Annotated in this window: 19 protein-coding genes; all 19 read left to right on the forward strand. The window is 54.2% G+C overall.

What is annotated here, in order from left to right; all coding sequences use genetic code 11:
• Positions 1 to 2: 2 nt before the first annotated feature.
• The 19 genes from H7U36_RS07765 (at position 3) to H7U36_RS07855 (ending at position 19,724) form a co-directional block, all read left to right on the forward strand.
• Positions 3 to 1,340 carry an O-antigen polymerase gene (locus tag H7U36_RS07765; protein WP_243426726.1) on the forward strand — a complete coding sequence of 446 codons (1,338 nt, stop codon included), beginning with the start codon at positions 3 to 5 and terminating at the stop codon, positions 1,338 to 1,340.
• The gene (locus H7U36_RS07770) at positions 1,319 to 2,233 is read left to right on the forward strand and encodes a glycosyltransferase family 2 protein (protein ID WP_205155978.1); all 915 of its coding nucleotides are present in this window, start codon (positions 1,319 to 1,321) and stop codon (positions 2,231 to 2,233) included. The genes H7U36_RS07765 and H7U36_RS07770 overlap by 22 nt, the downstream gene beginning before the upstream one ends.
• An 82-nt stretch (positions 2,234 to 2,315) precedes the next feature.
• Positions 2,316 to 3,740 (forward strand): LCP family protein, encoded by a 1,425-nt coding sequence (locus H7U36_RS07775; protein ID WP_205155979.1) that lies wholly within the window; start codon positions 2,316 to 2,318, stop codon positions 3,738 to 3,740.
• Between the two features lie 53 nt (positions 3,741 to 3,793).
• Entirely contained in the window at positions 3,794 to 5,404 is a 1,611-nt protein-coding gene (locus tag H7U36_RS07780) for a cohesin domain-containing protein (protein ID WP_205148242.1), read from the forward strand.
• Between the two features lie 138 nt (positions 5,405 to 5,542).
• Positions 5,543 to 7,369 (forward strand): glutamine--fructose-6-phosphate transaminase (isomerizing), encoded by a 1,827-nt coding sequence (glmS, locus tag H7U36_RS07785; protein WP_205155980.1) that lies wholly within the window; start codon positions 5,543 to 5,545, stop codon positions 7,367 to 7,369.
• A gap of 41 nt (positions 7,370 to 7,410) precedes the next feature.
• Positions 7,411 to 8,511, forward strand: coding sequence for a UDP-galactopyranose mutase (gene glf / locus H7U36_RS07790; protein ID WP_205155981.1), 1,101 nt, complete (start codon positions 7,411 to 7,413; stop codon positions 8,509 to 8,511).
• Positions 8,512 to 8,622: 111 nt separating this feature from the next.
• A complete protein-coding gene (locus H7U36_RS07795; protein ID WP_191429068.1) occupies positions 8,623 to 9,885 on the forward strand; it encodes a S1C family serine protease in 1,263 nt (420 codons plus the stop codon).
• Between the two features lie 162 nt (positions 9,886 to 10,047).
• Positions 10,048 to 11,283, forward strand: a complete 1,236-nt coding sequence (gene glyA / locus H7U36_RS07800) for a serine hydroxymethyltransferase (protein ID WP_033126489.1) — start codon at positions 10,048 to 10,050, stop codon at positions 11,281 to 11,283.
• Between the two features lie 64 nt (positions 11,284 to 11,347).
• Complete coding sequence (locus tag H7U36_RS07805; protein ID WP_033126514.1) at positions 11,348 to 11,626, forward strand: metal-sensing transcriptional repressor; 279 nt, start codon at positions 11,348 to 11,350, stop codon at positions 11,624 to 11,626.
• Between the two features lie 154 nt (positions 11,627 to 11,780).
• Complete coding sequence (locus tag H7U36_RS07810) at positions 11,781 to 12,023, forward strand: spore coat associated protein CotJA (RefSeq protein WP_243426727.1); 243 nt, start codon at positions 11,781 to 11,783, stop codon at positions 12,021 to 12,023.
• Positions 12,023 to 12,295: a spore coat protein CotJB gene (locus H7U36_RS07815; RefSeq protein ID WP_033126491.1), complete on the forward strand. Its 273-nt coding sequence runs from the start codon at positions 12,023 to 12,025 to the stop codon at positions 12,293 to 12,295. Before H7U36_RS07810 ends, H7U36_RS07815 begins: the two co-directional genes overlap by 1 nt.
• A gap of 3 nt (positions 12,296 to 12,298) precedes the next feature.
• Entirely contained in the window at positions 12,299 to 12,901 is a 603-nt protein-coding gene (locus H7U36_RS07820; RefSeq protein ID WP_033126492.1) for a manganese catalase family protein, read from the forward strand.
• 174 nt (positions 12,902 to 13,075) lie between these two features.
• The gene (locus H7U36_RS07825) at positions 13,076 to 14,281 is read left to right on the forward strand and encodes an FtsW/RodA/SpoVE family cell cycle protein (protein WP_205156005.1); all 1,206 of its coding nucleotides are present in this window, start codon (positions 13,076 to 13,078) and stop codon (positions 14,279 to 14,281) included.
• 129 nt (positions 14,282 to 14,410) lie between these two features.
• Positions 14,411 to 15,250 (forward strand): DegV family protein, encoded by an 840-nt coding sequence (locus H7U36_RS07830; RefSeq protein ID WP_033126493.1) that lies wholly within the window; start codon positions 14,411 to 14,413, stop codon positions 15,248 to 15,250.
• Positions 15,251 to 15,309: 59 nt separating this feature from the next.
• A complete protein-coding gene (locus H7U36_RS07835) occupies positions 15,310 to 15,552 on the forward strand; it encodes a hypothetical protein (RefSeq protein WP_033126494.1) in 243 nt (80 codons plus the stop codon).
• Between the two features lie 320 nt (positions 15,553 to 15,872).
• On the forward strand, positions 15,873 to 16,313 hold the full coding sequence (gene mraZ, locus H7U36_RS07840; RefSeq protein WP_033126495.1) for a division/cell wall cluster transcriptional repressor MraZ: 441 nt from the start codon (positions 15,873 to 15,875) through the stop codon (positions 16,311 to 16,313).
• 11 nt (positions 16,314 to 16,324) lie between these two features.
• Entirely contained in the window at positions 16,325 to 17,260 is a 936-nt protein-coding gene (gene rsmH, locus H7U36_RS07845; RefSeq protein ID WP_033126496.1) for a 16S rRNA (cytosine(1402)-N(4))-methyltransferase RsmH, read from the forward strand.
• A gap of 40 nt (positions 17,261 to 17,300) precedes the next feature.
• Positions 17,301 to 17,858, forward strand: coding sequence for a hypothetical protein (locus H7U36_RS07850; RefSeq protein ID WP_243425711.1), 558 nt, complete (start codon positions 17,301 to 17,303; stop codon positions 17,856 to 17,858).
• Between the two features lie 57 nt (positions 17,859 to 17,915).
• Positions 17,916 to 19,724 carry a peptidoglycan D,D-transpeptidase FtsI family protein gene (locus tag H7U36_RS07855; protein WP_242842861.1) on the forward strand — a complete coding sequence of 603 codons (1,809 nt, stop codon included), beginning with the start codon at positions 17,916 to 17,918 and terminating at the stop codon, positions 19,722 to 19,724.
• Positions 19,725 to 19,738 lie beyond the last annotated feature (14 nt).

Genomic DNA, 19,738 nt, shown 5'->3' on the forward strand with positions numbered 1-19,738 from the left:
GCATGAGAGAGAATGGAACGATGTTTCGCAATTTTATAGCGGAGGCAGTGCTGTGTGCAGTGATCTATTTTGGCAGCTTTCTTGCCTCCAGGGGGGGGGTGCATATACTGAGCTCCCTTCTTCTTGTTTTCTATGCCCTGGGCGTTTATATCTGCCGTTTCAGGGAGAGCGGGAATCTGGTGGACATGAAGGGACTGTTTGCCCTGGCCTGGGTAGGAGGGCAGGGAATCGCCTGCCTGCAGCTCAGCCATCTCCAGACAGACTGGAGCGTCTGGACCTGGCTTACCTTTTTCCTGGCTTACATTGGCTTCTGCGCCGGATATATGCGGAGGCAGTCCATGCCGGAGCATGTAGCGCTGGCAAAAGACGGGGTGAGGGCAGGAAGGCTGTTACTCTGTGCCTGCGGGCTGGCTGTTGCCTCCTGGGTCTGCTTTCTGATCGAGTTCCTGGCTGTGGGCTTCATCCCTCTCTTTTCGGATAAGCCCCATGCCTATTCCTATTTCCATGTTTCCGGGGTGCACTATTTTACCATCAGCTGTATTCTGATCCCGGCGATCACTGTCCTCTACTGGAAGGTGAAGGAGAAGAGGAGCAGGAGAGACTATGTACTGCTGGGGATAGCGAACATAACGGCAGTGGCGGTGCCGGTGCTGTGTGTATCCAGGTTTCAGCTGCTGTTTGCGGTGGGGTTTGCCGTGGTGGTCTATATACTCACGAACCGGCATCTGAACTGGAAGGTGCTGGTGCTCCTGCTGGTCATCATGGTTCCCGTCTATGTGGGGCTCACTGTGGCAAGGAACCACGACGTGGAATACCTGAACGGCATCTTTGATATGAAGAACAGCAGCACACCCATCTTCATCACGCAGCCCTATATCTATGTAGCCAACAATTTTGAGAACTTTAACTGTCTTGTGGAGCAGATCGCAGAGCACACCTACGGGGTGCGGATGCTGTTCCCGGTGTTCGCTCTGACAGGTCTGAAATTTATTTTTCCGGAGCTGACAGCAAGTCCCATCTATATTACCAAGCCGGAGCTGACGACTCTGACCATGTTCTACGATGCCTACTATGATTTTGGGATAGCGGGAGTGCTTCTCCTGGCGCTGATCATCGGATTTGCTGCCAGGAAGCTGACAGTCTGGATCCATAAGGGCGGCAACCCGGTGGCTTATCTTTTTTACGGGCAGATCGCGATCTATCTGGGGCTGGCCTTTTTTACCACCTGGTTCAGCAATCCCACCACCTGGTTCTGGCTTGCTCTTACTACGGTGATGTATCTCTTTGTAGGATATCAGAAAAAGGAGGAAGATGGCAGATGGCGGAAAGGATTGAAGTGATCATACCGGTTTACAGGCCGGGAAGGGAGTTTGAAAAGCTGATTCTCAGGCTGAAGAAGCAGACCCGGCTGCCGGACGGGATCCATGTGATCAACACGATATCAGATCATTTCCCGGCAAGGTTCTGCATGGAACAGGGAATTCGGGTGACGCACATTGAAAAAGAGCAGTTTGACCATGGCGGTACCAGGGACATGGGGATCCGGCAGTCAGATGCGGATATTATCGTCTTCATGACTCAGGATGCGGTACCCTATGACAAGTATTTGATCGAGAATCTGATAAAGCCCTTTGAGAGGGACGATGTGGGAGTGACGTATGCCCGGCAGCTTCCCGGGAAGGACTGCCATGTCATTGAGAGATACACCAGATCCTTTAACTATCCGGAGAAGTCCAGACTGAAAGGAAAGGAGGATCTGCCGGTTCTTGGGATCAAGACCTTCTTCTGTTCAGATGTGTGTGCGGCCTACAGCAAAAAGGCCTACGAGGAGACAGGCGGATTTGAAAAGAAGACTATTTTCAACGAAGATATGATCCTGGCAGGCCATATGATTGAAAAGGGATACAAGATTGCCTACGCGGCGGAGGCCAGAGTGATCCATTCCCACAACTATACAGGAGCCCAGCAGTTCCACAGAAATTTCGATCTGGCTGTCTCTCAGGCGGATCACCCGGAGGTGTTCGCGGGGATCGCCTCGGAGAGCGAGGGGATTCGCCTTGTGAAGAATACGGCAAAATATTTGCTGAGAGAGAAGAAGGGATGGCTGATCCCGGAGCTGATCTGGCAGAGCGGCTGCAAGTATCTGGGATACCGGCTGGGGCGCAGCTACAGGAAGCTTCCTTTCTGGCTTATAAAAAAATGTACGATGAGCCAGAGTTATTGGGAAAAATAATTGCAGTTTTTGAAAAAATCATGTATAGTATAGGATGATATGTTCGGAAATCATGTAGTTTTTTAGCGAAAGGATTTTAGTAATGGCAAAAGAAAGAAAGCATTACCGGCGCGGACGCAGAAAGAAGAACCGAGGATTTGCTTCCTGGTCTCTCGGGAAAAAGATTGCCTCCATTGCGGGGGGCACCTTCCTGATCGTGGCGGCGGCGGGAGCAGTGCTGCTGGCCAGCAAACTGGCAAAGATCGATACAGTGGAGCTGGACGCGGATAAGTTGAATATCTCTAAGGAGGCCAGAGAGAGGGGGACGGGATATCTCAACGTTGCCCTTTTTGGCGTTGACTCCAGAGACAATGAATTAGGGGAGGGGACCAGGAGCGATACGATCATGATCGCCAGCCTCAACCGCGAGACATTGGAAGTAAAGATATCATCGGTGTATCGTGATACTCTCCTGCAGCAGAGTGATGGAACGCTGAACAAGGCCAATGCGGCCTATGCTTATGGAGGTCCTGAGGGGGCCGTTGCTATGCTCAATGAGAATCTGGATATGGATATTGAACACTATGTGACGGTGAATTTTAATGCGCTGATTGATGTGATCGATGCCGTTGGCGGTGTGGAGATCGATGTCCAGCAAGAGGAGATTAGTTATATTAACGGCTATGCGACTGAGATTATTAAGGTGACGGGAAAGGACTCTATGGGAGTAATGGAACCGGGGCTTCAGACTTTAAATGGTGTGCAGGCAACAGCCTATTCCCGTATTCGTTATACGGCCGGTGATGACTTTAAGCGTGCTGAGAGGCAGAGAGAGGTGCTGACAAAAGTTATTGAAAAGCTGCAGGGAGCAAGCCTCTCCCAGATCAATAAGATCATAGATAAGGTATTCCCGGAGGTGTCTACAAACTTTACCCTCACAGAAATTCTTGATTATGCGCTGGATGCTTTCGACTATAAGCTGGGGGAGACGACGGGATTTCCCTTTGATAAATCGACGGATACGCTGAATAATATAGGCAGTGTAGTTATTCCTGTGACGTTGGAGAGCAATGTACAGCAGCTTCATGAGTTTTTCTTTGGAACAGAAGATGGATATACACCTTCTTCAACGGTGTCCACCATCAGTGGAAACATTGTGGCCAAGGCCGGCGATAGGCAGGCAGACACGGATGAGGACAGTCAGGCCATCATGGAACAGCCGGATGATTCCTATTACGACTATGACTATGAAAGCAGTTCCGGAAGCTCCAGCGGCAGTGGAAGCTCCGGCAGCGGTGGATCAGGATGGACTGGCGGCAGCGGCGGATCGGGATGGACCGGGGACAGCGGTGATGTCAGCGGCGGCTCCGGCGGCAGCGGAAGCGGCGGCGAAGTCAGCGGCGGTTCTGGCGGCAGCGGAGATGGAGGAGCAGAGACTGGGGGCTCATCCGGTGGAGAGAGCTCCTCGGGCGGCGAAGTCAGCGGCGGCTCTGACGGCAGTGGCGGTGACGCAGTATCCGGATATTAGAAATGCTGATGGGCTGAATGATTGAAATATTACGAATAAAGAGGAAAAGAACAATGAAAAGATTGAGAAAAGCATTAATGGCATTGATGGCGGTGTGTATGCTGGTTTCAGGTTTTTCCTTTTCTGCATACGCATCCTCGGGGCAGCTCCGCTTTTCTGACCCCTCCACGACTGTGGGGGCGGAGGTGGAAGTGACAGCTACCTTTACCGGTACAGTGGCGGTGCAGTCAGCAGAGGCGACCCTCACCTATGACACATCCATGCTCCGGTTTGTGGAGGGAAGTCAGGTGACGGACAACAACGGCACCCTGTCCCTGAGCGGTGCGGGAGACGGAACCTCCACACAGCTGAACTTTACGATGACCTTCCAGGCCCTCAAGGAGGGTACAACGGTGATCGAGATTTCCTCTGCTTCTGGTACAGATGTCGATGGAGATGATATTGATGTTACAAGAGGTCAGTCTACGATCACCATCGGACCTGGGGATCCCTCCCTGATCCAGGACACTGCAGCGGCGTCGGCCAACGGGCCTTCGGTGGAGGTGAACGGGACATCCTATGTGGTTTCCGGAGATTTCTCCGACGCCATCATACCCGGAGGCTTTGAACGCTCTGAGATGCAGTTTGAGGGACAGACCTGTACAGTAGTCACACAAGCTGCCAGCGGCGCGACGGCTATGTACCTTGTGCCGGCTGCCGGAGGGGATGGAGACTTTTTCCTCTACAACACGAATGATGGAACCTTTTCTCCCTTTGAGGAGATCGAACTCTCCACGGACCGGTATCTGATCCTTCTGCAGAACGACGGTTCAGTGGATATCCCGGGAGGATACCAGGAGACTACGCTCACCCTGAACGGCAAGGAGTTCCCGGCATGGCAGAACACCAACAACACAGAGTACTATCTGGTGTACGGCCTGAACAGTGACGGAAACAGCGTGCTCTATCAGTATGACACAGCGGATGGCACCTATCAGAGATATGTGCGCCCTCTGTCCATCTCCACAGATGATTCCGGAGAGGCGGACGGGATACTGGGATCAATCCTTCAGTTTATCCAGGACAATCTGCGCTGGGTAATGGTTGCCGCCTGCGTGCTGTTTGTGCTTGTGGTGATCATCCTGATTGTGGCTCTTGTAAAGCTGCATCACCGCAACCTGGAGCTGGACGACCTCTATGACGAGTACGGCATTGACCAGGAGGAGGAGCCGGAGGAAGTGCCGGACAAGAAAAAGAAAGATAAGAAGGCCAATAAGAAGTCGAAGAAGCAGGACAAGCTGGCCCTGGACGAGGACTCTGAGCTTGATGTTGACTTTGAGGACTACGAGGACGAGGACTTTGAGGACGGCTTTGACAGCGACTATGAAGATGAATACGATCTGGATGGCGATGATGATAATGATGACAGCTATGATGAGGAAGACGACTACGATGAGGACTATGAGGAGGATTACGACGCCTTTGTAAGAGGTGCAAAGCGATCTTACGACGATGCGCCCCGCCGCAGCCGCCGCTCAGGTGACGAGGAGGACATTGACGATCTGGATGAGCTTCTGAACGCGCGGGTGAGAGAGCCGGCGAAGAGACCGAAGAAGGAGTCCCAGAGACGCAGCCATGCGGAGGCGGACGATACCTTCAAGATGGATATCATTGATCTGGATTAACAGCTTTCAGTAAAAAAGGAGAATGTGGGAAACTGCATTCTCCTTTTTCTTTACATCTGGGCGTATTTTTGATACAATACAGCTTGATAATGCAAAAAAAACGGATATATGTACAAATTTAAGTGAGGAGAAAAGATTATGTGTGGAATAGTTGGGTATATTGGAGATCAGCAGGCAGCGCCTATTTTGCTGGATGGGCTGGAGAAGCTGGAGTACAGAGGATACGATTCGGCCGGTATTGCGGTCTATGACGGTGAGAAGATTAACGTGATGAAGGCGCAGGGAAGGCTGAAGGTGTTGAGAGAGCTGAGCCACGATGGAGAGCTGCTCCCCGGGACTCTGGGGATCGGGCACACCAGATGGGCTACCCACGGAGCCCCCTCTGACAGGAACGCGCATCCCCATTTCAACCAGGACAGGACTATTGCAGTGGTGCACAACGGCATCATCGAGAACTACCTCAAGCTGAAGAAAAAGCTGGAGAAGAAGGGCTATAATTTTGTCTCTGAGACGGACACAGAGATCATCGCCCAGCTGCTGGACTACTACTATGACGGAAATCCGCTGCGGGCTATCACGAAGGTGATGCACCGGATGGAGGGCTCCTACGCCCTGGGGATTATTTTCAGCGACCATCCGGATGAGCTCTACGCGGTCCGCAAGGACAGCCCGCTCATTGTGGGCCACACAAAAGGTGGCAGCATCATTGCCTCCGATGTGCCGGCAGTGCTGAAGTACACAAGAGATGTGGTTTTCATAGAGAACGAGGAGATTGTCCGCATGACAGAGGACCAGATGGAATTCTTCAATGTGGATGAGGAGGCCATTGAGAAGGAGACAGTCCACATCGACTGGGATGTCAACGCGGCGGAAAAGGGCGGATATGAGCACTTCATGCTGAAGGAGATGTATGAGCAGCCAAAGGCTATCACGGACACCTTCTCCCCCAGGCTGAAGGACGGGAAGATTGTCATCGAGGAGCTGGGGCTGAGCGATGAGGATATCAGGGCCATCCGTAAGATCATGATCGTGGCCTGCGGCTCCGCCTACCATACGGGCATGACCAGCAAGTACGTGTTTGAGGGGCTGGCCAGAATTCCCGTGGAGGTGGATCTGGCTTCCGAGTTCCGCTACAGGGATCCCATTCTGGAGGAGGGAACCCTCCTGATCGTGGTCAGCCAGTCCGGGGAGACGGCGGACACACTGGCGGCCCTGCGGGAGGCAAAATCCAAGGGCGTGCGGGTGCTTGGCATTGTAAATGTAGTGGGAAGCTCCATTGCCAGAGAGGCGGACAATGTGATGTACACCTGGGCCGGCCCGGAGATCGCCGTGGCCACCACAAAGGCCTACTCGGCCCAGCTCATTGCCCTCTATCTGCTGGCCATGAAGTTCGCCCATGTGAGGGGTAAACTGTCTGACGAGGGACTGGCCGGGATGATTGAGGAGATGAAGGAGCTGCCTGCCCAGGTGGAGATGATGCTGAACAACCAGAACAAGATACAGAAATTCGCCAACCGCTATCTGGCGGCCAGGAGCATTTTCTTCATCGGGAGAGGGATCGACTACGCCATTTCCCTGGAGGGCTCTCTGAAGCTGAAGGAGGTATCCTACATCCACTCCGAGGCCTATGCGGCTGGTGAGCTGAAGCACGGGACCATCTCGCTTATCGAGGAGGGAACCCTGGTGTGCGCGGTGCTGACCCAGGAGGAGCTCTACAAGAAGACCATCAGCAACATGGTGGAGGTCAGGACGAGGGGAGCCTTTGTCATGGCGATCACCAATGTGGACAATACAGAGGTGGAGAAGGCGGCGGACTACGTTGTCTACATCCCGAAGACGAATAAGTATTTCACTAATTCACTGGCCATCATCCCGCTGCAGCTCTTTGGCTACTACGTGGCTGTGGGCAGGGGATGCGATGTGGATAAGCCGAGAAACCTTGCCAAATCCGTCACAGTAGAGTAAGATATCAGCAGTACGAAAGAAAGTGGAAGAGGAATTTGCTGATGAAATACGATTATCTTATAGTGGGAGCCGGCCTTTTTGGCGCGGTGTTTGCCAGGGAGGCCATGGACAGGGGAAAGACCTGCCTTGTGCTGGACAGAAGGGACCACATTGGGGGAAATATTTACACAGAAGAGATAGAGGGCATCCAGGTACACCGGTACGGGGCCCACATTTTCCATACCTCGGACAGGAGAGTCTGGGATTACATCAACCGGTACGCGGAGTTTAACAACTATATCAACTCTCCGGTGGCTGTGTACAGGGATGAGCTGTATAATCTCCCCTTTAACATGAACACCTTCAGCCGGATGTGGAACATCCGCACGCCCCGGGAGGCTAAGGAGATCATCGAGGGGCAGATCGCGGATCTGCATATCGAGGAGCCGAGGAACCTGGAGGAGCAGGCACTCTCCCTTGTGGGGCGGGATGTGTACGAGAAGCTGGTGAAGGGCTACACGGAGAAGCAGTGGGGAAGAGACTGTAAGGATCTGCCCGCCTTTATCATCCGCAGGCTGCCCCTGCGCTTCGCCTATGACAACAATTATTTCAATGACAGGTATCAGGGCATCCCCATCGGCGGCTATACCAGTATCGTCCGGAAGCTCCTTAAGGGGGCGGATGTTCGGACGGGCGTGGACTACCTGAAGGAGAGAGAGGCCTATGAGGGCGCCGCTGGGAGGATCGTTTTCACCGGCATGATCGATGAGTACTACGGCTACAGGCTGGGACCTCTGGAGTACAGGAGCGTCCGGTTCGAGACAGAGGTGCTGGACTGTGACAACTACCAGGGGAACGCGGTGGTCAACTACACGGACAGGGAGGTGCCCTGGACCAGGATCATCGAGCATAAGCATTTTGAGTTCGGAACCCAGGAAAAGACCGTGATCTCCCGGGAGTATTCCTCTGAGTGGAAGGTGGGGGATGAGCCCTACTACCCGGTTAATGACGAAAAGAACTCCCACCTCTATGAGGAGTACGCCGCCCTGGCAGCGGAGGAGAAAAACGTGATCTTCGGCGGCAGGCTGGGAGCCTACCGGTATTACGACATGGACAAGGTGATCGCCAGTGCCCTGGAGCTTGCGAAAAAAGAACTGGCATAAAAGGCTGCAGACGAGTTTTAACATTATTTAATCAATTCATCACAGTTTAAACACAATTATACGTTAGACTACAGTCATAGAAAGCATGAGATTATGAAAGGAGTCTGCACTATGGATAATCAGTACAACTACTACAATCCGGGGCCGGATGATCAGAATATATTTAACGGGCAGCAGACAGAGAAGCCGCCGAAGAAAAAGAGGGGCGGCAGCTCGAAGAGATGGCTGTCCATCGTCAGCGGAGGACTCGTGTTTGGCCTTGTGGCCTGCGCGGCCTTCCAGGCGGGGAACATCATTGTGGACCGGGCTGTCGGAGAGGACACAAAGGAGGTGCGCCAGACATCCACGGCGACTCAGCTGAACCAGACCTCCAGCACAGTGACCTCCGACGTGTCCGACATTGTGGAGCAGGCTATGCCCTCCATTGTGTCCATCACTAATATGAGTATTCAGGAGGTTCAGAGCTTCTTTGGACAGACCCAGGAGCAGGAGAGCGAGAGCCTCGGCTCCGGCATCATCGTTCAGCAGTCTGACACAGAGCTTCTGATCGCCACTAACAATCATGTGGTGGAGGGAGCGGACACCCTGACTGTCACATTTGTGGATGATGAAAATGTGGAGGCCAATATAAAGGGAACAGACCCCTCCAAGGATCTGGCTATCGTGGCCGTTCCCCTGGAGTCCATCAAGGACTCCACCATGGACGCCATCGCCATTGCCACTCTCGGTGACTCCAATGAGGTGCAGGTGGGCGAGCCGGCTATTGCCATCGGCAATGCCCTGGGCTACGGACAGTCCGTGACAACGGGCATTGTCTCAGCCACAAACCGGCAGATCGACATGGATGGATTTGACAGTGAGCTCATCCAGACAGACGCGGCCATCAACCCGGGCAACAGCGGCGGGGCCCTGCTCAACGCCAACGGGGCGGTCATCGGCATCAACACGGCCAAGATCAGCTCCAGCGTGGCGGAGGGGATGGGCTATGCCATTCCCATCTCAGACGCCAGCGAAGTGCTGACTAATCTGATGAACCGGGAGACCAGAACCAGAGTCTCTGACGAGGAGAGAGGCTATCTGGGTATCACAGGCCAGGATGTCTCCTCTGACATCGGCGAGGCTTACAATATGCCAACAGGCGTGTACATCTCTGAGGTGACAAAGGGAGGCGGCGCCGAACAGGCAGGACTTGCCAGGGGAACCATCATCACTGGCATGGAGGGCGTTACCATAGACAGCATGGAGACGCTGCAGGATCAGCTCTCCTACTATGCGGTGGGCGAGACTGTGGAGCTGACTGTCCAGGTTCCCGCAAGCGGTGGGGAATATCAGGAGCAGACCGTCTCCGTGACTTTGGGACCCAATCCCAACTAAGCAGACAGGGCTTACAAAAAGGGCACGCAAAGGAGTGTGGCAGAAAGTGGCGCCATACTCCTTTTTTTGCCCGGGGATGTATGATATAATATGAGCATCGTGGTTGCGATGCCTGCTAAAACATAACAGACAGCGATAGACTAGCTACAAGGAGGAGAGAAAATGTACAGTTTTGAGGAGATCCAGAAGACAGACAGCGAGGTGGCAGAGGCAATCCGGCATGAGATGGAGAGACAGAACTCCCATATCGAGCTGATTGCCTCCGAGAACTGGGTGAGCAAGGCGGTTATGGCTGCCATGGGAAGCCCGCTGACCAATAAATACGCGGAAGGTTATCCGGGAAGGCGCTACTACGGTGGCTGCGAGTACGTGGACGTGGTGGAGAACCTGGCCCGGGAGAGGGCAAAGGAGCTGTTTGGCTGTGAGTATGTCAATGTGCAGCCCCACTCCGGCGCACAGGCGAACATGGCCGTATTTTTCGCCATGTTAAAGCCCGGTGACAAGATCCTGGGCATGAACCTGGATCACGGCGGACACCTGACCCACGGCTCACCGGTGAACTTTTCCGGCAGCTATTTTGTGACATCCTTCTACGGCGTGAATGATGAGGGATTTATCGATTACGATGAGGTCCGCAGGATTGCTCTGGAGGAGAAGCCCAAAATGATCATCGCGGGAGCCAGCGCCTACGCCAGAAGGATTGACTTTAAGAAATTCCGGGAGATTGCGGATGAGGCGGGAGCTTACCTCATGGTGGATATGGCCCACATCGCCGGACTGGTGGCGGCGGGACTCCACGAGAGCCCCATCCCCTATGCGGATGTGGTGACTACCACCACCCACAAGACGCTGCGGGGACCCAGAGGCGGTATGATCCTCTCCAGCCAGGAGGCGGCAGATAAGTTCAAGTTCAACAAGGCAGTGTTCCCGGGCATCCAGGGAGGCCCCCTGGAGCATGTGATCGCCGGGAAGGCGGTCTGCTTCAAGGAAGCGCTGCAGCCGGAGTTCAAGGAATACCAGAAGCAGATTGTGAAGAACGCGAAGGCCCTGTCCGAGGCTCTCATGGCAAAGGGAATGAAGCTGGTGTCCGGAGGAACGGATAACCACCTGATGCTCATGGATCTGAGCGGAGAGGACGTGACCGGAAAAGAGCTGGAGAAGCGTCTGGACCAGGCGGGCATCACATGCAACAAGAACACCATTCCAAATGATCCCCGTTCCCCCATGGTCACAAGCGGCATCCGACTCGGCACGCCGGCTGTCACCACCAGGGGTATGAAGGAGGACGATATGGAGCAGATCGCTGAGGCGATCAGGCTTGTACTTGCAGGCGAGGAGAATATTGAGAAGGCCAGGGAGATCGTGGCCGGCCTTACGAAGAAGTATCCTCTGATCTGACCCGGTCCGGCATCAGGAGATGCCGGTACATGGCCGGGCAGCGGTGACGAAAGGAAAGACAGACATGAAGACAAAGCACAGAGATGACGAAGAGCTGAGGAAACTGATGAACCGGCTGAACAGAGTGGAGGGACAGGTGCGGGGCGTCAAGAAGATGCTGGAGGAGGAGCAGTACTGTGTGGATATCCTCACCCAGGTGTCTGCCATACAGGCGGCTCTGAATGCGTTCAACAAGGAGCTTTTATCCAGCCATATCCACTCCTGCGTGGTGGAGGAGATCCAGAAGGGAAACACGGAGGTGGTGGATGAGCTCTGCGAGTCCATCAAAAAGCTGATGAAATAATTCTGATATAATTTTTGCGAAAACAGAATGAAGAGCCATAAAAAGAGGAGCTTTGTCCGGGGGCGCGCCTGCCGGGGGGGGCTCCTCTTTTGTCACATTTTCCCGGCCCTTCCATAAAATAATAGTGCAGATTGTAATGGAAGGAGTAAATGACATGCCGAATTACCGTTATCAGACACAGGACTGTCAGAGCCGGCAGGGACGGAGCTGTCCGAACCAGGGCATGTACCGGGGAGCGCAGCAAAGCGGCAGGCAGCTCTCTGACCTGCCTGTCGCTATGGCCTATGTGCCGTGGCAGGAGTGGTATGGAATATTTGACCTGGAAAAAGGCTTTTGCTGCGGGACGATCTTTGAGGAGCTGAACAAACCATTTACCGGAGCAGGAGGGAGACGCTGATGGCAGACAACAGACCGTGCAGGAGAGACCTGCTTCACTGGATCAATGTGATCAGTTTTGCGGTGAATGACACCACCCTTTTTCTGGACACTCATCCTGATGACAGGGAGGCGCTGGCCTTTTTTGACGAGTGCCAGGAAAAGAGAAACCGGGCTCTGAAGGAATATGCCAAATATTACGGGCCCCTCACCATCGATACGGCGGACGCCTCCGAGACGGACAGGTGGAACTGGACAGGTGAACCGTGGCCATGGCAGGAAGGAGGATGCTGATCTATGTGGAATTATGAGAAGAGACTGCAGTACCCGGTGAAGATCACCCAGACCAACCCGAAGCTGGCCCAGGTGATCATCAGCCAGTTCGGAGGCCCGGACGGCGAGCTGGCCGCCTCCATGCGCTATCTGTCACAGAGATACACCATGCCCTACAGGGAAGTGACAGGGACGCTGACGGATATCGGGACGGAGGAACTGGCCCACATGGAGATGATCTGTGCCATCGTCTACCAGCTCACGAAAAATCTGTCCCCGGAGGAGATCGAACGGTCCGGATTTGACAAATACTATGTGGATCATACGCTGGCCCTGTGGCCTCAGTCCGCCGGCGGCGTGCCCTGGAGCGCCACGGTGTTCCAGTCCAAGGGGGATCCCATCACGGATCTGCACGAGGACATGGCGGCAGAGCAGAAGGCAAGGACCACCTACGACAACATTCTCCGGCTTGTGAAGGACCCGGAGGTGGCTGATCCCATCCGGTTCCTGCGGGAGCGGGAGATTGTCCACTACCAGCGCTTTGGCGAGAGCCTGCGCATTGTCCAGGACCATCTGGACAGCCGCAACTTCTACGCCTTCAACCCGGCCTTTGACCTGGGAAAATAGAAGAGAAGGAGCATAGAAGCCTTCAGCCCGGACGGGAGGAGCCTCTGCGGGGCGCCCTCCTGTTCCGGGCTTGTTTTTATCCCCGGTTGCCGTTATAATATATGCGTCGGTGTAGACTGGCACAATGATTGGAGTGTAAATGTAATGGACAACAGAAACAGCAAGGTCAGGCAGATGCCTGACAGCAGCAGGGGAAACAGCCGCCCGGGGGAAGCCTCCGCCAGATCGGAGAAGGTGCGGGCGAGAGTGAAAAGCAGTATACGGTACTTTGATTACAGTCTGGTGGTCTCCATGGTCTTTCTGATCTGCTTTGGGCTGGTCATGCTCTACAGCGCCAGCGCCTATGCGGCCCAGGTGGACTACGGGGACAGCATGTACTATTTTAAGAGGCAGATCCTCTTCTGCCTGGCAGGCGCGTTGGGCGCCTATCTGGTTTCGCTGATCGACTATCATATCTGGTCCAGGCTGGCGAAGAAGATTTTCTTCCTATCCCTGATCGTTATGGCCCTCGTGCAGACGCCTTTGGGGAAAGAGGTGAACGGCGCCAGACGGTGGATTAAGCTGCCCCTGGGCCAGCAGCTGCAGCCCTCGGAGCTTGCCAAGATCGCGGTCATCCTCTTTATCCCCGTGGTGATCTGCCAGGTAGGAAAGCAGATAGGTACGCTGGCGGGGATTGTGAGAGTGCTCTGCTGGGGAGCTCTGTCGGCAGCCTGCGTCTTTTTCCTGACGGAGAACTTAAGTACAGCCATCATCGTGTTCGGCATTTCTTTTCTGATGGTCTTTATCGTCCATCCGAAGAAAGCCATGTTCATTGTGCCCGTTGTGGCGGGGGTGGCGGCGGTGCTCCTTATACCCGTGATCCTGGGGCCTCTCGTGGAGGCTGGGGATTTTTCCGGGAACTTCCGCCTGGGAAGACTGCTCGTGTGGCTGGATCCGGAGCGGTACTCCTCCGGTATCGGCTACCAGGTGGTGCAGGGGCTCTACGCGGTGGGCTCCGGCGGCTTCTTTGGAAAGGGGCTGGGAAACAGTGCCCAGAAGCAGTTTATCCCTGAGGTGCAGAATGATATGATCCTGTCGGTTATCTGCGAGGAGCTGGGAGTGTTCGGGGCCATCATGGTGCTCCTCCTCTTTGGACTCCTTCTGTATCGCCTGATGGTGATTGCCCAGAACGCGCCGGATATGTACGGCGCCCTTGTGGCCAGCGGCATCTTCTGTCATATTGCTCTCCAGGTGATCCTGAACGTGGCAGTGGTGATCAATCTGATCCCCAACACGGGCATTACGCTGCCCTTCATCAGCTACGGAGGCACGTCGATCCTCTTTCTCATGGCGGAGATGGGACTGGCCCTTGGAATATCCAGGCAGATCAGGATGGGATGATTGCCGAAAGTCATTGCCGGGAGGATTTGATAAAACCCTTTTCAAGCGCGCGTTATTGTGCTATGATGTATAAAGTGGTTTTTGATACTATGTATAATAGCAATGGATAACGCGGAGGATTGATCGGAAATGAGTTATAAGATTATTGTGGACAGCTGCGGAGAGCTTACGGAGGAGATGAAGCGCTGCGGGCATTTCGAGACGGCTTCATTGAGCATTGATATTGATGAGCATCACATCGTGGACGATGAGACATTTGACCAGAAGAGGTTCCTGGCCCTCATCGCCCAGAGCCCTAATTCGCCCAAGTCCTCCTGTCCCTCGCCGGAGACCTACATGGAGGGATATCACTGCGAGGCTGAGCACGTCTACGCGGTGACTCTGTCAGCTGAGCTCAGCGGCTCCTACAACAGCGCTGTGCTGGGGAAAAATCTGTACCACGAGGAGTACGGAGAGAAGGATATCTATGTCTTTAACTCCCGGTCCGCCTCCATCGGAGAGACGCTGATCGCCCTGAAGATCCAGGAGTGCGAGGAGGCCGGCATGGAGTTTGAGGAGGTGGTCCGCACAGTGGAGGCCTACATTGAGGGACAGCACACCTACTTTGTGCTGGAGACGCTGGAGACGCTCCGCAAGAACGGCCGGCTGAAGGGCATCAAATCTCTGATGGCCTCCGCCCTGAATATCAAGCCAGTCATGGGCTCCACCCCCCAGGGGACCATCTGTCAGCTGGGGCAGGCCAGAGGCATCAGGAAGGCTCTGGAGAAAATGATCGACGAGATCGTCCGGGGTGTGAAAAAGCCGGAGGAGAAGGTGCTGGCCATCAGCCACTGCAACTGCCCTGAGCGGGCCAAGAAGGTGAAGGAGCTGCTCCTTGAAAGGATACGGCCCAAGGATGTAATCGTGCTGGATACGGCTGGGATCAGCAGTATGTACGCGGCCGACGGAGGCATAATCGTGGTTGTATAATCCGGGCTTTTATGGTAAAATAGGCACTAGCTGATGAGTGATAGAAGGAGTGCATGAAGATGAGCCAGGAAAAAGTGGACAGATATAAAAAGGAAAAAGCCAACCGCAGGAAGACCATGAAAAAGGAGAAGATCCAGTATTATATCCGCCGCTGTGTGGTTGCGGTCCTTGCTGTGGCCCTTGTGGGATGGATCGGCTATTCCGCCTTCAGCAGGTATGAGAGCAGCAGGCCTGTGGAGACCGCGGAGGTGGATTATAACGCTATCACGGATTACGAGACAAGCCTGAATACGGCGCAGTAGGATGACGGCAGAGCCGGCAGATCCGGGACGGAGCGGGCAGCAGCGGGGGAGATCCCCGAGAAATACACTATAATGGAAGACGAGAGAAGACAGGAAAGCCTGTCTTCTTTTTTTGTGCGATATGTCCGTAGGGTGACTGCCGTGCCCCCGCGAGCGGGCATCCGGCAGGCGACTGTGCGCTATATTTTGGATTTTTGCAAAAAAAGGGGTTGAAATCACCAATGAAGTGGTTTACAATGGTTTCAAGTGGTAGAAAGTGGTGAAAAGTGGTACAAAGTGGTGCGAAAGTGGCAGGCCACTTTGAAAGAGGGTGAGTTCTGATGTTGAAAGGAGAGTACAGTCACAATATCGACCCTAAGGGGAGGGTGATCATTCCAGCCAAGTTCCGTGACGATCTGGGGGAGCATTTCGTCATAACAAAAGGCATGGAGAACTGCCTGTACGTGTATCCTGAAGACGAATGGACCGCCTTTGAAGAGAAGCTTAACGCCTTACCAACGACCACAGACAAAAAAGCCCGTGCTTTTGCGCATTTCTTTCAGGGAAGCGCAAATGACGGCGACCTTGACAAGCAAGGTAGAACTTTAATCCCACCGGCCCTGCGCAGCTACGCGAAGCTCGAGAAAGAGGTTGTGTTTATCGGTATGGGGAAGCGTGCCGAGATCTGGGACAAGGCCAGATGGGATGAAAAGAATGCTGAACTGGAGCTCACGATTGAGGATATTGCATCTGATATGGAGGAGAGTGGATTCAGTATCTAGAGGGAGAAGATATGGAATTTAAACACAGGTCAGTATTACTTGAAGAAACTGTCAATGGATTAAACATCAGGCCGGACGGCATTTATGTGGACGGAACGCTTGGTGGAGGCGGACATGCGTACGAGATATGCAGACGTCTCGGTGACAAGGGGAGTATTGTAGGAATAGACCAGGATGAGGCTGCCATAGAGGCGGCGGGCATCCGCTTAAAGGACTTCGGGGAGAAGGTCACGATAGTCCGGAGCAACTATTGTGAAATGAAGTCCGTGCTCCAAGGATTAGGCATTGACAAGGTCGATGGGATCGTGCTCGATCTGGGCGTATCATCTTATCAGTTAGATACGGCAGAGAGGGGATTCTCCTATCGCGAAGATGCACCCCTGGATATGAGAATGGACAGGCGTCAGACGATGACGGCCAGGGACATTGTCAATGACTACAGTGAGAAGGACCTCTATCGCGTTATCAGAGATTACGGGGAGGATAGGTTTGCCAAGAACATTGCCAAGCATATCGTGATCGAACGCGAGAAGAGGTCCATCGAAACAACCGGACAGCTGACGGAGATCATCAGGGGAGCCATTCCCATGAAATTCCAGAAAAAGTCCGGGCATCCGGCCAAGAGAACCTTTCAGGCCATCCGGATCGAGCTGAACAGAGAGCTGGATGTGCTGAAGAATTCTCTGGACGATATGATCGATCTGCTAAATCCGGGGGGAAGGCTTTGCATCATCACCTTCCACTCACTGGAGGACCGGATTGTGAAAAGCGCATTTAAGAAAAATGAGGATCCCTGTACATGCCCGAAGGATTTTCCGGTGTGCGTGTGCGGAAAGGTCTCAAAAGGGAGTATTTTAACTAGAAAACCTATTCTGCCGAGCCAGGAGGAGATGGAGGAGAACAGCCGTTCCAAGAGCGCGAAGCTCCGGATCTTCGAGAGAAAGTAGGCGGGCGGGCGCAGGGAGTATATAGAAAGGGGATTATCAGATGGCTGCGGGAAGAGCATCATCCAGAAGGACAAATACATACAGAAGAAGCGGCGCTGATTCCCGTTCTATGTACGTGTACGGCAACGCAGTGCCAAAGCCGGATTACGAGCCCCAGCGGCGTGGGGAGCCGTCGCGGGAGCCCAGGCGAGGGAAAAGCAGCCGTCAGAGCCGGCGGGTACGCCAGAACCAGAGAAGAGAGCTGCGGGTCGGGAAGCGATACGTGATCTTTCTCTCCGTGGCAGCGGTGCTGGCCCTTTTTATCTGCGTAAACTATGTGCGCCTCCAGTCAGAGATCGCCGGCCGCTCCAGCAACATCACAGCGCTGCAGGAGGAGCTGGCTGACATGCGGGAGGCGAACAACACGAAATACAATTCCATTGTCGACTCCGTCAACATGGACCAGATCAAGCAGAAGGCGGAGGGTGAGCTGGGAATGGTGCCCGCCCAGAGCGGCCAGATCGTAGAATATGACAGTCCTGAGGGGGATTACGTGACACAGTATGAGCAGATACCGGAGAGTGGTATCATTGCGAGCGCAGACAATGTACAGGACTAAGGTGTAAAGATGACCAAAAAAGTAAAGAAATTATTGCGGAAGAAATTTCCCAAATTTATGCAGAAAAAGCTAGTTATCCTCTATGTGGGGATCATACTAGCTTTTGCTGGTCTTGTGGTGAGGATCACCTACATCAATGCGGCCAGCGGAGAGGAATATACAAAGATCGTGCTGGATCAGCAGCAGTATGACAGCCGGGTCATCCCTTACAAGAGGGGGGATATCGTGGACCGGAACGGCACCAAGCTGGCCACCAGCGAGCGGGTGTACAATGTGATCCTGGACGTAAAGACCATGCTCAGCGATGAGGATTACGTGGAGCCCACAAAGCAGGTGCTGAAGGACTGCTTTGGCGTCGAGGAGGAGACGGTGGACAGTCTCATAGAGAACAGCCCGGACAGCCGGTACAGCATCCTCGTAAAGGGGATCGACTACGAGACGGCCCAGAATTTCAACGCCATTGATGACGATGATGAGAACTATCCCAATGTCCAGGGGATCTGGCTGGAGGATGACTATCACAGGACCTACCCCTACAGCACCCTGGCCTCTGACGTGCTTGGGTTCACTGTGGATGGAAATGTGGGAAATGGGGGCATAGAAGGGTACTATAACTCCACTCTCAACGGCACCGACGGCCGGGAGTACGGCTATCTGGACAGCGGCTCCTCCGTGGAGCGGACCGTGAAGGAGCCGGTGAACGGAAAGACCGTGGTGTCCACCATTGACCTGCAGGTGCAGAGCGTGGTGGAAAAGTATATCCAGCAGTTCAACGATGAGAGGAAAAACAACGCCACTCCCGGGGAGGGGAGCAAGAACACGGCGGTCATGGTCATGAACCCCCAGAACGGGGAGATCCTGGCGGAGGCCAGCTATCCAAACTTTGACCTGAACAATCCCAGGGATCTGACGAAATACTACACCCAGGAAGAGATCGACGCCATGAGTGACGAGGAGACGCTGGACGTCCTCAACAGCCTGTGGAAGAACTTCTGCGTCACCGACACCTATGAGCCCGGCTCCACCATCAAGCCCTTCACTGTGGCGGCGGCGCTTGAGACGGGCGCCCTCACCGGGGATGAGACCTTTTACTGCGGCGGCTCTCTCCACATCGGGGACTATGATATCCACTGCATCAACCGGGATGGACACGGAACCCTGACGGTGAAGGGGGCGATAGAGAACTCCTGCAACGTGGCTCTGATGCAGATCGGGGAGATGATCGGAGCGGTGGATTTCTCCAAATATCAGCACACCTTCGGCTTTGGCGAGATGACCGGCATCGACCTGCCGGGTGAGGCGGAGACTTCGGCCCTTCTCTATACGGCGGACAACATGGACGAGACCAGCCTTGCCACCAATGCCTTTGGACAGAACTTCAACGTGACCATGACTCAGATGATGGCGGGCTTCTGCTCTCTCATCAACGGCGGCTACTACTATGAGCCCCACATCGTGAAGCAGATCCAGGATGAGAACGGGAACGTGATCGAGAATGTGGACCCTGTCCTTGTGAAGAGGACCATATCGGAGGATACGAGCACTCTGGTGAAGGACTACATGAGAGGCGTGGTTCTGGAGGGCAGCGGCAAAGCAGCCAACATAGAGGGCTACGAGGTGGGAGGAAAGACGGGGACGGCGGAGAAGCTGCCCCGAAGCGACGGCAAAAACCTTGTTTCCTTCATCGCCTACGCACCCCAGGAAAATCCGGAGATCGCCATTTATGTAGTTATCGATGAGCCCAACGAATACGACCAGGCCCAGAGCTCTCTGGCCGTCCAGATGGCCAGCGACATCATGAAGGAGATTTTCCCCTACCTGGGCATCAGCCAGACGGCGGACGCGTCAGCCGGATCGGATCAGTAGAAAGCAGCGCAAAG

It is taken from the genome of Faecalicatena fissicatena, from assembly GCF_016900595.1.
In the GTDB taxonomy this organism is placed as follows: Bacteria; Bacillota; Clostridia; order Lachnospirales; family Lachnospiraceae; genus Claveliimonas; species Claveliimonas intestinigallinarum.

What these genes read in the sequence shown, in the direction of transcription:
- glf (WP_205155981.1), top strand. Translation starts at nt 7,411, where the DNA reads ATGAAATACGATTATCTTATAGTGGGAGCCGGCCTTTTTGGCGCGGTG.
- H7U36_RS07805 (WP_033126514.1), top strand. Translation starts at nt 11,348, where the DNA reads ATGAAGACAAAGCACAGAGATGACGAAGAGCTGAGGAAACTGATGAAC.
- H7U36_RS07765 (WP_243426726.1), top strand. Translation starts at nt 3, where the DNA reads ATGAGAGAGAATGGAACGATGTTTCGCAATTTTATAGCGGAGGCAGTG.
- H7U36_RS07775 (WP_205155979.1), top strand. Translation starts at nt 2,316, where the DNA reads ATGGCAAAAGAAAGAAAGCATTACCGGCGCGGACGCAGAAAGAAGAAC.
- H7U36_RS07815 (WP_033126491.1), top strand. Translation starts at nt 12,023, where the DNA reads ATGGCAGACAACAGACCGTGCAGGAGAGACCTGCTTCACTGGATCAAT.
- H7U36_RS07810 (WP_243426727.1), top strand. Translation starts at nt 11,781, where the DNA reads ATGCCGAATTACCGTTATCAGACACAGGACTGTCAGAGCCGGCAGGGA.
- rsmH (WP_033126496.1), top strand. Translation starts at nt 16,325, where the DNA reads ATGGAATTTAAACACAGGTCAGTATTACTTGAAGAAACTGTCAATGGA.
- H7U36_RS07835 (WP_033126494.1), top strand. Translation starts at nt 15,310, where the DNA reads ATGAGCCAGGAAAAAGTGGACAGATATAAAAAGGAAAAAGCCAACCGC.
- mraZ (WP_033126495.1), top strand. Translation starts at nt 15,873, where the DNA reads ATGTTGAAAGGAGAGTACAGTCACAATATCGACCCTAAGGGGAGGGTG.
- H7U36_RS07795 (WP_191429068.1), top strand. Translation starts at nt 8,623, where the DNA reads ATGGATAATCAGTACAACTACTACAATCCGGGGCCGGATGATCAGAAT.
- H7U36_RS07770 (WP_205155978.1), top strand. Translation starts at nt 1,319, where the DNA reads ATGGCGGAAAGGATTGAAGTGATCATACCGGTTTACAGGCCGGGAAGG.
- H7U36_RS07830 (WP_033126493.1), top strand. Translation starts at nt 14,411, where the DNA reads ATGAGTTATAAGATTATTGTGGACAGCTGCGGAGAGCTTACGGAGGAG.
- H7U36_RS07825 (WP_205156005.1), top strand. Translation starts at nt 13,076, where the DNA reads ATGCCTGACAGCAGCAGGGGAAACAGCCGCCCGGGGGAAGCCTCCGCC.
- H7U36_RS07850 (WP_243425711.1), top strand. Translation starts at nt 17,301, where the DNA reads ATGGCTGCGGGAAGAGCATCATCCAGAAGGACAAATACATACAGAAGA.
- H7U36_RS07820 (WP_033126492.1), top strand. Translation starts at nt 12,299, where the DNA reads ATGTGGAATTATGAGAAGAGACTGCAGTACCCGGTGAAGATCACCCAG.
- glyA (WP_033126489.1), top strand. Translation starts at nt 10,048, where the DNA reads ATGTACAGTTTTGAGGAGATCCAGAAGACAGACAGCGAGGTGGCAGAG.
- H7U36_RS07780 (WP_205148242.1), top strand. Translation starts at nt 3,794, where the DNA reads ATGAAAAGATTGAGAAAAGCATTAATGGCATTGATGGCGGTGTGTATG.
- glmS (WP_205155980.1), top strand. Translation starts at nt 5,543, where the DNA reads ATGTGTGGAATAGTTGGGTATATTGGAGATCAGCAGGCAGCGCCTATT.
- H7U36_RS07855 (WP_242842861.1), top strand. Translation starts at nt 17,916, where the DNA reads ATGCAGAAAAAGCTAGTTATCCTCTATGTGGGGATCATACTAGCTTTT.